The 14401-nt window shown below is 44.7% G+C and carries 11 protein-coding genes; 2 read left to right on the forward strand and 9 right to left on the reverse strand.

Annotation, left to right across the window (positions count from 1 at the left end):
- Window positions 1-166: 166 nt before the first annotated feature.
- From U0033_RS19595 to U0033_RS19615, 5 genes are all read right to left on the reverse strand, one after another.
- Entirely contained in the window at window positions 167-2755 is a 2589-nt protein-coding gene (locus U0033_RS19595) for a T9SS type A sorting domain-containing protein (protein ID WP_083571838.1), read from the reverse strand.
- Between the two features lie 142 nt (window positions 2756-2897).
- Window positions 2898-4328, reverse strand: a complete 1431-nt coding sequence (locus tag U0033_RS19600; protein ID WP_072365065.1) for a phytoene desaturase family protein — start codon at window positions 4326-4328, stop codon at window positions 2898-2900.
- 304 nt (window positions 4329-4632) lie between these two features.
- Window positions 4633-5910: a group II intron reverse transcriptase/maturase gene (ltrA, locus tag U0033_RS19605; protein WP_322518441.1), complete on the reverse strand. Its 1278-nt coding sequence runs from the start codon at window positions 5908-5910 to the stop codon at window positions 4633-4635.
- A 688-nt stretch (window positions 5911-6598) separates the two neighbouring features.
- Window positions 6599-6850 carry a hypothetical protein gene (locus tag U0033_RS19610; RefSeq protein ID WP_072358309.1) on the reverse strand — a complete coding sequence of 84 codons (252 nt, stop codon included), beginning with the start codon at window positions 6848-6850 and terminating at the stop codon, window positions 6599-6601.
- An 82-nt stretch (window positions 6851-6932) separates the two neighbouring features.
- Complete coding sequence (locus U0033_RS19615; RefSeq protein ID WP_177318559.1) at window positions 6933-7100, reverse strand: hypothetical protein; 168 nt, start codon at window positions 7098-7100, stop codon at window positions 6933-6935.
- A gap of 414 nt (window positions 7101-7514) precedes the next feature.
- Between U0033_RS19615 and U0033_RS19620 the strand changes: the two genes are divergently transcribed.
- Window positions 7515-9014 carry a sensor histidine kinase gene (locus U0033_RS19620; protein WP_072358311.1) on the forward strand — a complete coding sequence of 500 codons (1500 nt, stop codon included), beginning with the start codon at window positions 7515-7517 and terminating at the stop codon, window positions 9012-9014.
- A gap of 13 nt (window positions 9015-9027) precedes the next feature.
- The gene (locus tag U0033_RS19625; RefSeq protein WP_072358313.1) at window positions 9028-9729 is read left to right on the forward strand and encodes a response regulator transcription factor; all 702 of its coding nucleotides are present in this window, start codon (window positions 9028-9030) and stop codon (window positions 9727-9729) included.
- Here U0033_RS19625 and U0033_RS19630 read toward each other — a convergent pair.
- The 4 genes from U0033_RS19630 to U0033_RS19645 all read right to left on the reverse strand — a co-directional run bounded on the left by U0033_RS19630 (window position 9716) and on the right by U0033_RS19645 (window position 14381).
- On the reverse strand, window positions 9716-9955 hold the full coding sequence (locus tag U0033_RS19630; RefSeq protein ID WP_072358317.1) for a hypothetical protein: 240 nt from the start codon (window positions 9953-9955) through the stop codon (window positions 9716-9718). The genes U0033_RS19625 and U0033_RS19630 overlap by 14 nt on opposite strands.
- Before the next feature lie 716 nt (window positions 9956-10671).
- Complete coding sequence (locus U0033_RS19635; RefSeq protein ID WP_072358321.1) at window positions 10672-11694, reverse strand: glycoside hydrolase family 43 protein; 1023 nt, start codon at window positions 11692-11694, stop codon at window positions 10672-10674.
- A 67-nt stretch (window positions 11695-11761) separates the two neighbouring features.
- Entirely contained in the window at window positions 11762-12478 is a 717-nt protein-coding gene (locus U0033_RS19640; protein ID WP_072358323.1) for a DUF3823 domain-containing protein, read from the reverse strand.
- Between the two features lie 10 nt (window positions 12479-12488).
- Window positions 12489-14381: a RagB/SusD family nutrient uptake outer membrane protein gene (locus tag U0033_RS19645; RefSeq protein ID WP_072358325.1), complete on the reverse strand. Its 1893-nt coding sequence runs from the start codon at window positions 14379-14381 to the stop codon at window positions 12489-12491.
- Between the last annotated feature and the right edge of the window lie 20 nt (window positions 14382-14401).

Raw genomic sequence — 14401 nt, forward strand, 5'->3', positions numbered from 1 at the left:
TGTGTAAGGTCAATCCTTTGATTTAAAGAGGGAATAAATGGTTTTTCATTTCAGGAGGGATGTCGTGTGGGGAGGATTAAAGTACTATTCATATTATAAAAAAAATGCTTCTACTAGCAGGTAGAAGCATTTTTTTTCAGCCTGTACCCAGGCACCTGGCTTATTTTTAATGCCTGGCATTATTAATTATTACTTTCTGTTTGCTTACTGCCCGCTGGCGCTCATCAGCTATTGTAAGAATGTATAGACCGGCCGGTAAATTGCTGGTATTTAAAGTGATGGTATTTCCCTGCGCGATGCGTGAAAGATGCTTCACTCCATTCAGACTATATAATGATACGATGTACTTTGCAGCCTTGCCCGGCAGTGATACATTTACATAACCTGAAGCAGGATTGGGCCATACATGGCATGCCGTGGTCTTTACGGTGTCGATAACAGTAGTATCGGGCACCGCCAGTTCATCGGGATAAGTGAATGGAAAATCGATCTGTGCTTGTTTAAACTGCATCTCCAGTTCATCATCCCATTTAAATGCGGTATCGGCCTGCTTTTTCAGACTATACTTTACAGCTCCACTCCAGAAATGTACAAATTCACCGAGGTTCAGATCTCTTGTATATTCTCCATTGTGTTGCGGGAAATATTCAGACAATAAAGTAAAATACCTGTTCAATGCAGCACTGGTATCAGAACGGGAATACAGCGGATAGAACCAGTCTCTGAACCAGTGCGTGCCTGGCTTAGGATAATTCTCCACACCACCAATTACATCATCATAAGTTCCCTGTGCATCTGCTGTCCAGCCCAGGCGTTTTTCCACATCATAAATGAAGATCTCCATCCATTTACTGTCATGCCAGATGGAAAATGCAGGTGAGTTCTTCACGCCTTTGCTGCCACCTTCTACAATATGCCCTACCTCATGGATAGATGCTCCCAGGTTCCAGTCACTTCTTGTTGTCCAGTCACCACCCAGATCTGCTACATTGCGATAATCATGTGAGTCATCAAATACGGTTGCCGGGTGTCCGCCGGAGAAGCCTGCTACACTGTGATACACCATATTTAATTTTGGATCACTGAAGCTGCCGTAATTTGATTTCACATAATCCCACACCTTCGTCATATCATCATTCATCCAGGTGACGGTTCTGGGAACTGCACTATCGTAGTACATATTGATACTGCTATTGCTGTACACTAATGACAGCAATTCCCGGTGTTCAAACCAGTGCTCTTTCCAGGTAGCAGGTGGGGTGCTTGTAAGCGTAGTATCATGTGCATACACCCATTCAGAATTACCATCATTGTTTTCAGCTCTTACGCGATAATAGTAAGTCGTAAGCGGGGATAATTCCAGCGAATAGAAATGCGTAGAATTTGGATGCAGCACTTTTGAGAAATCCCAGTTAGTACTATCTGCAGATCGTTCTAAGCGATAGCTGGTTTCAGTGGTTGCATTATCAGACCAATCCAGGATGATCTGGTTACCGGAAACGCTGGTAGTAACCAGGTCCGAAGGCGCTGCAGGGGCACCTGTAGGGAAGGAACCAGTACCCGTACCATAGATCTCCAGTTCGGAGAACTGGACCAATCCATCACCGTTATTCGCAGTAATATTCAAACGGTAATAGGTATACGGTGTGGTGTTGGCAAACACGAAGGTTCTCTTCATTTGCCTGCCGGTAAATACCTGGTTCGATTGTGTATGCAGTGTTACCCAGGTGGTACTGTCATTGGAGCCTTGAAATACCCAGTTTTTCGGATCTCTGCCATCTGCGTCATTACCGGAGGTAATAGCATACCGGGTAGCAGTGCCAGGCTGCGCTAATTTGCAGACTACCCATGTAGTAGAATGATACGCCAGGTATTTTGTATAAATACTATTGTCGGTTGCTTTGGCAATACCTTCTGCTCCTGTTGTATTATACTGATCGGTTACGCGGCCATTTACATAGTCAGTCAGGTCGATGGCATATGGTGCCGGTGCGGTTCTTACAACTGGTGATTTTGCAATTGCCGATACACCTGTTGCATTCAGTGCTCTTACGTGGTAGATGTAAGCCGTACCTACACTCAGACCACTATCTGCATAGTGATGCACATTCGCAGCTACGGTATCGAGTGTATGAAAATTCACACCATCAATAGAGCTTGAAACAATAAAACCGGTTTCATTTGTTGCATTATCTGTCCAGTTCAGGTTCGCATTATAGCCTGAAATACTGGCTGTGAGCTGACCTGGCGCAGCAGGACCAGCCGCGGATCCTGTCAGTTTCCATTCGGAGAACTGGATAGCTCCTGCTCCATTGCTGGCCGTGATGTGCAGGCGAAAATACAGGTAAGCAGCGGCACCTGATACGATGTAGGTGTTGGTCTGAAACCGGGCTGCAAATGTCTGTGCAGTCTGCGTATCCAGTGTTACCCATGTACTGCCGTCATTAGAGCCTAAGAGCACCCAGTCTTTAGGATCACGGGTATTTGCATCGTTGGCAGAAGAGATGGAGTATTGGCTTAAAATGGATGAATAGGCCGACTGGTACTGCAGCCAGATGTCTGTATGTGCAGTATAGTACTTGGTGTTTACATCATTGTCTGTGATGTTTTGATAGTTTTCCTTAGCGTTGTCATTGTTATACTGTACAGTGACGACGCCACCATTGGTGCTTAGCTCAGCCTGGGCCATGGCTCCGAGACTACTGCACAGGCATACAGCGTACAAAGATAGCTTTGTAAAATTACGGGTCTTCATAATGGGCGTTATGCGTTTGGTTAATAAAGTGCGCTCTTAATTGTGGAAATCGATTTTGGTCTTCAGATTCAGGTCAACACGATTCTGTATAAAAATAAGCACAGGTTGCTTACCAACCTGTCAACAGATTTCAAATGGATTGTTAATGGATTTTAAAGATATCTTTGAGCGCTTTTTTTGCAGCATGGTGGCCGCACATACCGTGAACACCGCCACCAGGAGGGGTTGCAGAGGAACAAATATAGATCCCTTTTGCAGGTGTGCTGTAGGGAGATAAGCGGATGGCAGGTCGTGTATAGAGCTGGGTAATATCTAATATTCCACCGTTGATGTCGCCGCCTATATAGTTAGGATTATAGGCTTCCATTTCGCGGGTGTTCATTGTATGCCTGCCAATAATTAAGTCGCGGAAACCGGGGGCAAAGCGCTCCACCTGATTTTCGATATGCGCCGTCATATCGACGGTAGAGCCATGTGGCACGTGGCAATATGCCCAGGCAGTATGCTTGCCTTCGGGTGCACGGGAAGGGTCGAAGATGCTTTGTTGCGCCAGCAGTACGAATGGTTTTTCCGGATACAAGCCTTTTGAAGAGATCTGTTCACTGAGGGTAATTTCTTCCAGTGTATTGCCTAAATGTACGGTGCCTGCTTTACGGCAATTTTCATTGGTAAAGGGGATTGGCCCATCCAATGCCCAGTCAACTTTGAATACTCCCATACCGTAACGGTAGTGTTGTAACTGGTATTTATAAAGGCCTTTTAATTTATCGCCGGCTATTTCCAGCAATTGTTTAGGCGTAAGGTCTAAGAGAATTGCGCGGGCTGATGGTAAATCATTTAATGAGCGGATATACGTATTGGTTTGTATCTCGCCGCCTATTGATTCAAAATAAGCCGCCAGTGCATTAGCTATCGCCTGAGCGCCGCCCTGTGGTGCAGGCCATCCTTCCAGGTGTCCGTTAGCTAATAAGACCATGCCTATCGCTGCGGTAGTAAGGTTCGATAAGGGTTGTATGCAATGTGCAGCCATGCCCGCGAACAAGCCTCTCGCCGTTTTTCCCTGGAACCTTGCCGCCAGCATTTTGGCTGGCAGTAATGCTTTCAGACCAAAACGCGCCATGGCCAAAGGATGCTTTGGAATTGACAAGGGACCGAGTAATGCTGGTGCCAGTAGAGGCCAATCTCTCACTACCGGGTCCATAAGTTGATGGTATGCACGTTCGTCAATGCCCAAACCTTTGGCAGTTTCATCCAGGGAGCGGTGTAATACCGCAGCTGTGCCATCATCAAATGGATGTGCAGCAGCCAGTTCCGGTTGCAGAAATTTTAATCCATAATCAGCGAGTGGCAGGGTACGGAAGAAAGGTGATCCTGCAGCCAGGGGATGTATTGCAGAACAAACGTCGTGTACAAAACCAGGCAGGGTGAGTGCTTTGGAGCGAAGACCGCCGCCAATAGTATCTTTTCCTTCTAACAGCAATACCTGTATGCCCCGCTGTTGCAGGGTAATAGCAGCTGACAGACCATTAGGGCCTGCACCTACTACGATTGCATCATACGCCTGTTTGTTCATACTGCTATTAATATTGCACTGCTTCGATATTACTCTCAGACAATGTATACCTTTTATCTACCTTATCCAAAATTACGTAAATGGGAGTCTTGTGGATAAATAGCCTCCCCATTTTGTGCATAAACAATCATAGCATCGCCGAAGCCTTTGCTCACCGGGATGCGAAGGGGCATCTTCGATGCATCGCCGCCCTCAGCCAGGAACTGACCGGCTATTGAATAAAATCGAGTAGGAAGAAAGCCGGTCATGCCGGCTTTCTGTCCTCTCACACCACCGTACGTACCGACCGGTATACGGCGGTTTGTCAGAATAACTTAGTTTGGTGAGTTGTTTTCCAGTAATAGTGATTGGCGAACCCTACATACCCTTGTTTAGTAAAGTAGTCGTTGTTCAAGGCTCGGTGCAGTATTGCACTGTTTGCAATGCGGCAGTAGCCTTTACGACTGTTGCTCCACTCATAAGCTTTACCCACATTAATTCCCAACATTTTCAGGTTTTTCCACCGTGTTGATGGCCTTTTCCATTGTTTCCATATTCCCATTCTTAGACGTGTTCTTACCAACCTGTCCAGTTCTTCCATTCTGCTTTTGGCCGTGGCTATCCGAAAGTAATTCACCCAACCTACTATTATGGCCTCCATCTTCTTTATCTTGTCTTTCACTTTGCCGGGGGCTTTACGCTGCGTTTGATCCTTCATCTTCTCTTTAATCTTTCTCAGCGATTTAGATGCAATGCGCACTGCCCACCCTTTCTCTCTTCGATAAAAAGAGAAACCCAGAAGCGTACTCTCTATCGGACGGCTCACTTTACTTTTTGTACGGTTTACTTTTAGCTTTAGCTTCTTTTCTATGAACTCGGTGATTGTTGACAGCACGCGCGTCGCTGACTTTTCACTTTTCACGTAGATGCTACAGTCATCGCAATACCGTACAAACCGGTGGCTTCTTGCCTCTAACTCTTTGTCCAGTTCGTTTAAAACAATGTTGCTCAGCAGGGGGGAGAGAGGGCTGCCTTGAGGAGTGCCTTCCTTACGTTCTATCACAACCCCATTTTCCATCATCCCGCAATTCAGGTATGAGCGCAGTAGTTTCAGCGTCCTCTTGTCAGCTATCTTTTGGGCCAGAAGCGACATTAGCCGGTCATGGTTCACCCGATCGAAAAACTTGTCTAAGTCCAACTCCACTACCCATTCATAGCCGTCGTTCAGGTTTGTTTGTGCCTGATACAATGCCTGATGAGCGTTCCGGTTTTCTCTAAACCCATAGCTATAATTGGAAAACTCTCCTTCATACTGTGGGCTTAGCCATTGGGATATTGACTGGGTAATTAGCCTGTCGATTACAGTAGGTATTCCCAACATTCTTTTACCGCCGCCATTTTCCTTGTCTATTTCTACTTTCTTAACTGCCTGGGGGCCGTACCTGCCTTCTAAAATACTGGTCCGCAACGTCTGCCAGTTCGTATTCAGGTAGTCACGAAGTTCATCGGTCTGCATACCATCTATACCCCCCGCTCCTTTATTGGCAGTTACCTGCTTAAAGGCTTTTTGTACATTGCGGATATCTAATATTTCTTCCAGCATACTATTACTTTGAAAAAAAAAATCATCCCGGCGTCACTCCCATTGATTGCATGATGAGGCTCAACTCCTCCTGTGTTTTACTTTCAGCTTCCGGCTTATCCTCGCACAGGTAGTTTTCCAGTGTTCTTCCGTTGTGATCGCCTCGCTCATAAACGGCTTGTTCATTTTCGCCATTCTAACATTCGGTCCTTCTTCCTTTTGTGAGACTTCTGCTTTTGCCTTCGTTTCGGGATGCAGCTCGTTGCCGGCTTACTATGACCTCGGCTGACTTCTGATGGCACCTTGAAGCCATTCTTTATGCTGACTTCTGTTTCCGCTTCGGTATTCTCTCATACCTCTGCCGGATTGCCAGCAGATCTCCCAGGGTAAGGTTATACGCTTTCCATTCATGTAGCCCCGGTATTTACACAACATGGTTCCGTGCAGTATAGGGCTTTTGTCTGTGATGCGACATCGCCCACCATGCCTTGCCTTGTATACCATTTCTGTTCGTGGGCTCGAATGTTTGCCGCCGGCTTCCTTCAGATTCGTGGTCACCCACGACACCCTTGCCTTTGGCTAATGATACGTACTGCAACGCTCATTCAGGACTTACACCTTAGAGCTTATAACCATGCCTGGCGCACATCAGAAAGCCTGTATCTTTTTATCGATACAGGCTTTTCCCAATCCATTATCTGGGGGTACATCACCGTTCCATCATGTCAAGGATATCAGTCCAGATAATTCGCGCGATCTGCTCACTCTCCACCATTCTGACTCTTTCTTCCGGCATCACCATACTGTCTTCCTGCCAATCAATCATATCCGGTGAGAAATCTTTCAGAATATTACCACTCGTAATTACTTCATAGGTGGTTTCATGACGCACTTCATTCACACTGATAGCAATCTGATAGGACCGACCCTCTATATATACTGTAACTGTATGTTTTTCCATAACAAACAAAAATTAGTTGTGCTATTACGACAATACGTCGCAACAGTGGGGTACAAATGCTGTAAGATCAGATATAAGAAAGCTAACCATGGTTGGCCATGCGATGTGCCGCTTTTTTCGCCACGCCGGTAGGATGGGGGCCCCTGTTTTTTTCTTTGTTGGTGGTCAGGCCAATGGCTTCAGCCTGACTGGGGTGCTTCACTTTCTTTCCACTTTCATGCTTTGTTCCTGTTTCCTGGTCTTTTGCCATATCAACTCGCATTTTAATGGGGTGAGTAATCGAAGAACACTTAAGCTAAATCAAAAGGTTTGCCAGCTTATGAGGGGGAAGGTTAAATAATGTTAACTAATTGAAAATCAAACATCTGATCAGAATCAAGGGCAATAAAAAGAGAAAGTGAGAGATTGCATGCTGCATACCAGGGGGTTAATGAAGATGAAAAACCTGTTGAGACCTGTTTTTCGGCCTGGCTTGCAGCATGCAATTTACAGTTCAGAGTACTTGTATCGTGGTAAGTTTTAGCACAAAGGAGAGGACTCCGCCTCTATCAATAACGTTTAAACTATGCATACGCTATTGCTAAATTACCAATCCCATTCGTTAAAAGTTGTCAATGAATTTTAAACGAATTGTAAATGAAATTTAAATTCCCGATATTTAAATATGAACAGAAAAACGCGGATGGGGTTTAAACTGGCGATTGAAAGAATATATTTGTCTTTCAGGAATTATTTCATGAGGCATCCGGTTAAGGTTTATATCACTTCGTCTGTTATCTGTTTCATTGTATTGGCGATCGTCCAGATCATGTTAGTATACAATACCTATGATCTGCTGAACAGAAGATTCTACTATGAAAAAAAAGGTCGTATCAATGAACGGTATACGAAAGCAATCATCAACGATCACATCTTTCCTGGTGGAAAGGATATTATAGAAAGCCTCTTATCACCTCAATACCACGCGCTCGAAACACTATATAAAGCAGGAGATACCGTCCGTTTCAACCATGCGTCACAGTTATTACTCCGTAATATTTTCCAGACACTGATCAACAAGCAGAATGCAGATGCCTTACTAAGGGATATTAAATTCAAAGAGGGCATCCGGGATTCGCTGAAATACCTGCTCGTTGTATCGCGTATCGACCTGCAATTTGCCGAACCTAAATATGTTAACATCTATGACAAGCGCAATAAATATCCGCTCATAGATGCAGATATTCAGACGAGCAAGGGTATCAGGATATTCGGTGATCTTAGCAACCCTGATGAGCAAAGCCAGATCATCGGTCTCTTTGTATCTGATCCAAAACCTTATACCTATGCCATCAGTTTTTCACTTTATGCAGATCCTGCCAACCGCAGGCAGGTGGTGTTCAAACAAATGCAGGGCATTCTGGCCATGAGCCTGCTCTCTGTACTGGCAATCATCATCCTGTTCTTCATCACATTGCGCAACTGGATCAAACAAAAGCATATTGCCGATGTAAAAACTGACTTTATCAACAACATCACCCACGAGTTCCATACGCCATTGTCTGCTATTATGGTAGCCAATAAGAACATTCAGAATGAAAGGGTACTCGAAAATAAAACAGCTATCCGTTCCCTTTCTGACATCATAGAGCGGCAGTCTCAAAGATTGAAGTTATTGATCGGGCAGGTACTCGATATTGCTACCGTGGACCAGCTATATGTGCAGAAAAGCCCGGAAGACCTGAATGTATTGATCAGTGAGATCCTCACAGACTTCAGTATCAAGTTCCCTTCAGACAATCTGCAATTATCTTTTGTACCTGCACCATCCACTATCATTGTCGATACAGACAGTTTCCACTTTACGACCCTATTGCTCAACCTCCTGGATAATGCGGTTAAATACAACCTGCAGGAGGTAAAGCAGATTCAGGTAGCTGTGGTAGTAATAGACACCGATATACAGATCTCTATCAGTGATAACGGAATTGGTATGGATAAAGAAACAATCCGTTATATCTTTGATAAATTCTACCGGAATCAAAAAGACCTGACGCAAAATGCAAAGGGTTTAGGATTGGGGCTGCATTATGTAAAACAATGCATAGATGCGCATCAATGGGCTGTAAGAGTGGAGAGCGAACCTGGCATGGGAAGTACATTTGTAATCATTATACCTAAGTGAAAATTGTAAGGGGATGAAACACAAAATTCTATTAGTAGAGGATGAAGCAGACCTCGGAAACGTTGTAAAACAATACCTGGAATTAATGGATTTTGATGTGGACTGGCAGCAAAATGGCCGGACCGCCCTGGACGTATTTGAGAAATCGCCCAATGCCTATCATATTCTTCTTATAGATGTAAACCTGCCGGGACTGAATGGATTTGAACTGGCGGAGCATATCATCCAGCTGAACAGTGACGTGCCTTTCCTCTTCCTCACGGCGAGAGGAGATAAGAACGACAGGTTGAACGGCCTGAAAATAGGGGCAGATGATTATGTGGTAAAACCTTTTGATGTAGATGAACTGGTACTACGCATCCGCAATATCATCAAGCGGAAACAACCTGTAGTCAGTGCGGAGCCTGCCCAGCAAAAAGTGATCAATATAGGTACCACACAGCTCTTTGTAGATTCATTGAAGCTGGTAACAGAACAGGGTGAAGAGATCATTCTTACCCCGAGGGAATGTGATTTGCTGGTGCTGTTCTTCAACAATGTGAACCGTGTATTGAAGCGGGAAGAAATTCTCACTAAAGTATGGGGTTCCAATGACTACTTTGTAGGCCGCAGCCTCGACGTTTTCATTTCACGTTTCAGAAAATATTTCCAACATAATATCAATATCAGTATCAAGAATGTATATGGTATTGGGTTCGTATTTAATGTGAAATAACAATTGCCTTGTTTGCCCCCTTATAAGCCGCGCCCTGGTAAGATAAAGTTCCCATCCCTGATGAGGTATCGGCGTTGGCAACGGCTACGCTCATGTCAGGTGCATCCTGCTGGTTATTTAACTGATGTTGTTCTACACTCACCGATATGGTAAATGTGGTGATCACCGCGATGACACCCAGGGAGGCAAATGAAGCCGCATACTGTCTATATAAGTTCAGTTTCATGATCTTTCTTTTTAAAAGGACTGCAAGGCTGCTGATACAGCCCCACAGACCTAACAACAGAGAACAGAAGGTTGATTTTTGGACCCATCCCCGGCCAGTATCTGCATAGCAATACCCACTCCGTTGAAGGATCAGTTATTTTTTGCCGGTGAATAATAAAGCTGAATTTGTTTGAACAGTGGTGGACTGTATCAGGTGGTGGTGATAACAAATTTAATGGGAGAGATCGTATTTTCCAAAAAATAGTCCATAATTATTATAGACTAAACGAAAGGGAATGATTCTCAATACGGTACAAGGAGGTATGATTGCGAAAATCCCCTTTCGCAGTAATTTTCTGATCTTTAAATGTGGGTTATCAATGCGTCGCTTTTCTGCTGCTGTAGTGATAAACTGTTGTCCGATGTCTTTCTTTGCTCACTTTGCCTTTATGGCCATAGATTTTGTTTACAATAACAAATACAACTGTAATGCTCGCAATGATAACATAATGCAATACGATTGAAGGCATAATGTTGGTGGAATAAAGTTGTTGATAGTGGTGTTTAGTGCTGTCTGGTGCTGTTTTTAGTGCGCCCTTAAACTTAACCGATTTCGTAGCAAAAGATACTGCACTATCGCGAATTTAACATCACACTTTCCTGTTATTAACAAACATTAACATAGCCCCATGAGCCTGCATTATGTATCATTGCGAAACATATTAAAATAATTATTTACGGCATACGTAATGGTGTCTTTACTGACACTGGTTTGCCCAAAACAGGCATCCCATTCTTATCCCAGCTAAAGGGCTGCATACGGGGAGAACGCTTGTTTCCACAGCCATCACCCGGATTATCGTTGGCATGATACAGTATCCAGTTTTGTTTACCATCGGGTGTTGTAAAGAAGGAGTTATGCCCTGGCGCAAACACTCCTGTTTCAGGTGATTGCAGGAACATTGGCTTCGTGCTCTTCTTCCAGCTGGCGCTATCCAGCAGGTTACTATTACCGTCGGCTACCAGCATACCCAATGCATAAAAGTCTGTCCAGCAGGCAGATGCACTGTAGAACAGGAACAGCTTATTGCCATGTTTCAGGATCTCCGGGCCCTCGTTCACGTTAACGTGTGGCAGCTTAGGATCGTTCAGATCGCCATGTGTTTCCCAGTCAAACGTAGGACGGGAAATCCTGACCCGTTTGCCCGTAATAGTGAAAGGATCCTTCATTTCCGCGATGTAGATGTCCTGTTCCCCGTTCTTATCTCCTTCCCAGCCGGACCAGATCATATACAACTTTTGTTTGTGTTCAAATACGGAGGCATCGATGGCCCACTTGTCAGCAGGATCGCTTACCTTTCCTTTCATTTCCCAGGTACCTTCCATTGGGTCAGCAGCACTGTTTTCCAGTACATAGATACGGTGGTTCTGATTATCGCCCTCGTCAGCACAGAAGTATACATACCATTTACCCCGCAGAAAGTGGATTTCCGGAGCCCAGATATCTTTGGAGAAAGGACCCGTAGCAGGAGGTGTCCAGATATTCTTGTGAGGGGCTTCTCCCAGTTTAGCCATATTAGCTGTTTTCCAGAGTTCCAGGTGATTGCCTACGGTATGCATGTAGTAATAATACCCATCCTTATACGTTACCCAGGGATCAGGGCCGGATGTGAGGAGGGGGTTGAGAAAGGAGCCTTTCTGTTGTGCATTGCAGGCAAAGGCACAAAGCAATACACAAAGGCGGAAGATAGATTTCATATACAAGAATTAAAAAACCGCTGAATGCAAATTCTCATTGCACTCAGCGGTCATGTGATGACAAATATTAAAGGTTAATTTTAACCACTTCTGAATAGAGCAGATCTTCCACACCTGCGATCTTTACACCAATTCTTGCAAAGGCATAATTCTGATCGCCGGTAGTACCTACCTGAGACATAGAAGCAGGAATGTCGACAGACATTGCTACGTTGTTCAGATCGGTAATATCGCTGCCAGATAACGCCGTCCTTACTTTATAATTGCTCTGGTCTACGATGGCAGTCTGGTTCAGATAAAGATACACGTTTTCTATGCTTCTTGCGTTAGCATCTGTGATGATCTGTTCCAGTTTGAAAGTAGCTGCCGCTTTAGTACCGCTTTTGGCGATCTGCTGGTTACGAATCATGTAGTAAGGCATTACCTCAATGTTCATTTTCCTATTGCCAGACAGGTTCAGCAGAAGGGTATCGCTATTTGTAGCATTGTTAATTACAGATCTGAAGGGGCCCTGACCGGCAGGGATGATCAGCTTGTAATTACCGTTGAAGAGGAGGGAAGAGAAAGAACCATCTTCCTGTACCTCCACCGCAATTGAGCCGCTCTTACCCCATCCCGGTTCCCACAGTTCGAAATATACAGCCCGTGAAGCTACATTGATGGCTTCACCCTGGTAAGTAATGCTACCCTGAAAAGAGGTCTTTGGTTCATCATAATTATCCTTCTTGCATGCAAATGCAGTCATGGCAATCAATAGACCGGTGATATATTTTCTACGAAACATAATTTACATTTTACTGATTAGGATTCTTTACCAGCTTAGGGTTATTACTCAGGATATCTGCTGAGATAGAAGAGTAATAGTTACCCAGGTTGAAGCGGTGTGAAGCAGTTACGTTAGCAGATTTCACCACTTTGAATACATACTTACCATTGTTTGCATTACCTGGATTGTAGATCTTGTAAGGCCACAGACCATAGATCTGGGTACTCAACTTATCAGCTTTGCCGATGTTGGAAACGACATCACTTGCGCTGATGCTTTCTCCATTCCATACTTTATGTGCCAGGCGCCAGCGTTTGTTGTCAAACAGTTCATGACCTTCAAATGCCAGTTCTACCTTTCTTTCATGTACGATTCTGTCGAAAGTAATGTCAGTAGCAGCCAGTGGTGTAGTCAGACCAGCTCTTGCACGCACGGTGTTCATATAACCAGCTGCAACAGCAGGCTGATTCAGTTCGAAAGCGGCTTCCGCTGCATTCAGCAGTACTTCTGCATAACGGTAACGTACCCACCAAACTTCACTTTGTGTACCCAGCTGACCGGAACCAATGGTTGGGTCCATGAACTTACGTACCAGGAAACCAGTTTGTGCAGAGTATTCTTTACCATCGATCGGGCCATCAGTACCTACTACCTGTACGCCTGTAGGGCCACCGGGAATATTACCGATTTCACCATAAGTATCACCGCTGATCACGCTGAACGCGCCATTGTTCCAGTACATGATACCTGCCCAGATATCCAGGTCTTTGCCTTTGAATTTAGAACCAGGCAGCATGATAGTACCACCTAATCTTGCATCTCTGCCAGCAAAGATATCACCTGGCTTATCGTAGTAGATGTAATCGCTGCCTGAGTTAGTGGCAAACGGAGCATATGTGTTGTCCAGTTTTTCATATTGTTCGGCGAGGTTAAGGGAAGGATTCACACGACCACCCTGTTGCTCTTCCGCAGAAGACCATGGCTGGTTAACGATTGTCCATCCCTGTACCTTACCGCTTTTCAACTTGAAATCCTGTGCGAAGATGACTTCCGGGTTGTTAGACTTATCATAAAATGTTGCAGCGAAGTTGTCCTGCAGATCTTCTGCTTTTTTCTGATACAGTGCGTACTTACCACCGTTGATCAGTTCCTGTGCTGCAGCCAGGGCTTTTGTATAGTAAGCATTTGCTTTATCAGCAGGGATACCTACTTCGCCGCCTGGGGTAGATACTGAAGGAGTACCTGCACCATATTTTGCGATAGAAGCTGCATACAAAGCTGCTCTCGCCTGCATAGCCAGCGCTACTCCTTTGGTAGCTCTTGCCTGTATGCCACGATCATCTGGCAGCATTGTTTTGATTGTATCCATTTCTGCAATAATGAAATCGTATACCTCAGATTCCTTTGCTCTTGCATGTTGCAGATAGGTAGGATCGCCACTGAAATTGTATGTCATAGGTTCAGTGATCAAAGGAACGCCACCCATACGTTTTACCATTTCAAAATACAGGGCAGCACGCAGGAAACGGGCTTCACCCAGGAAACGGCTACGTGCATCTTCACTTAAAGCACTGGCAGCAGAGCACTTCTGAATAAAGAGGTTCAGGTCGCGCATCTGGCCATAATCCCACATAGACCACCATCCGTAAGGATAGTCAATCTGCTGTACACGCCAGTATTCACTGGCCTGAGACGGAAATGCTTCATCGAAATTCGTAAACTCTACCCAGTTGGTGATAGTCTGCTGATCTACATAACGATTATAGAGGTCCGCCAGTACTGACAATACCAGACCTTCACTTTTCCACACGGCTTCATCTGTCAGAACGTTTGTAGGATCAGTTTGCAGGAAGTCAGCATCCTTTTTACAACCAAACACAAACACCAGGGCTGCTGATATGATTAACAGATATTTTCTCATCTAATTGCTGTATTAAAGGA

This window comes from Chitinophaga sancti (assembly GCF_034424315.1).
Classification (GTDB): Bacteria; Bacteroidota; Bacteroidia; order Chitinophagales; family Chitinophagaceae; genus Chitinophaga; species Chitinophaga sancti.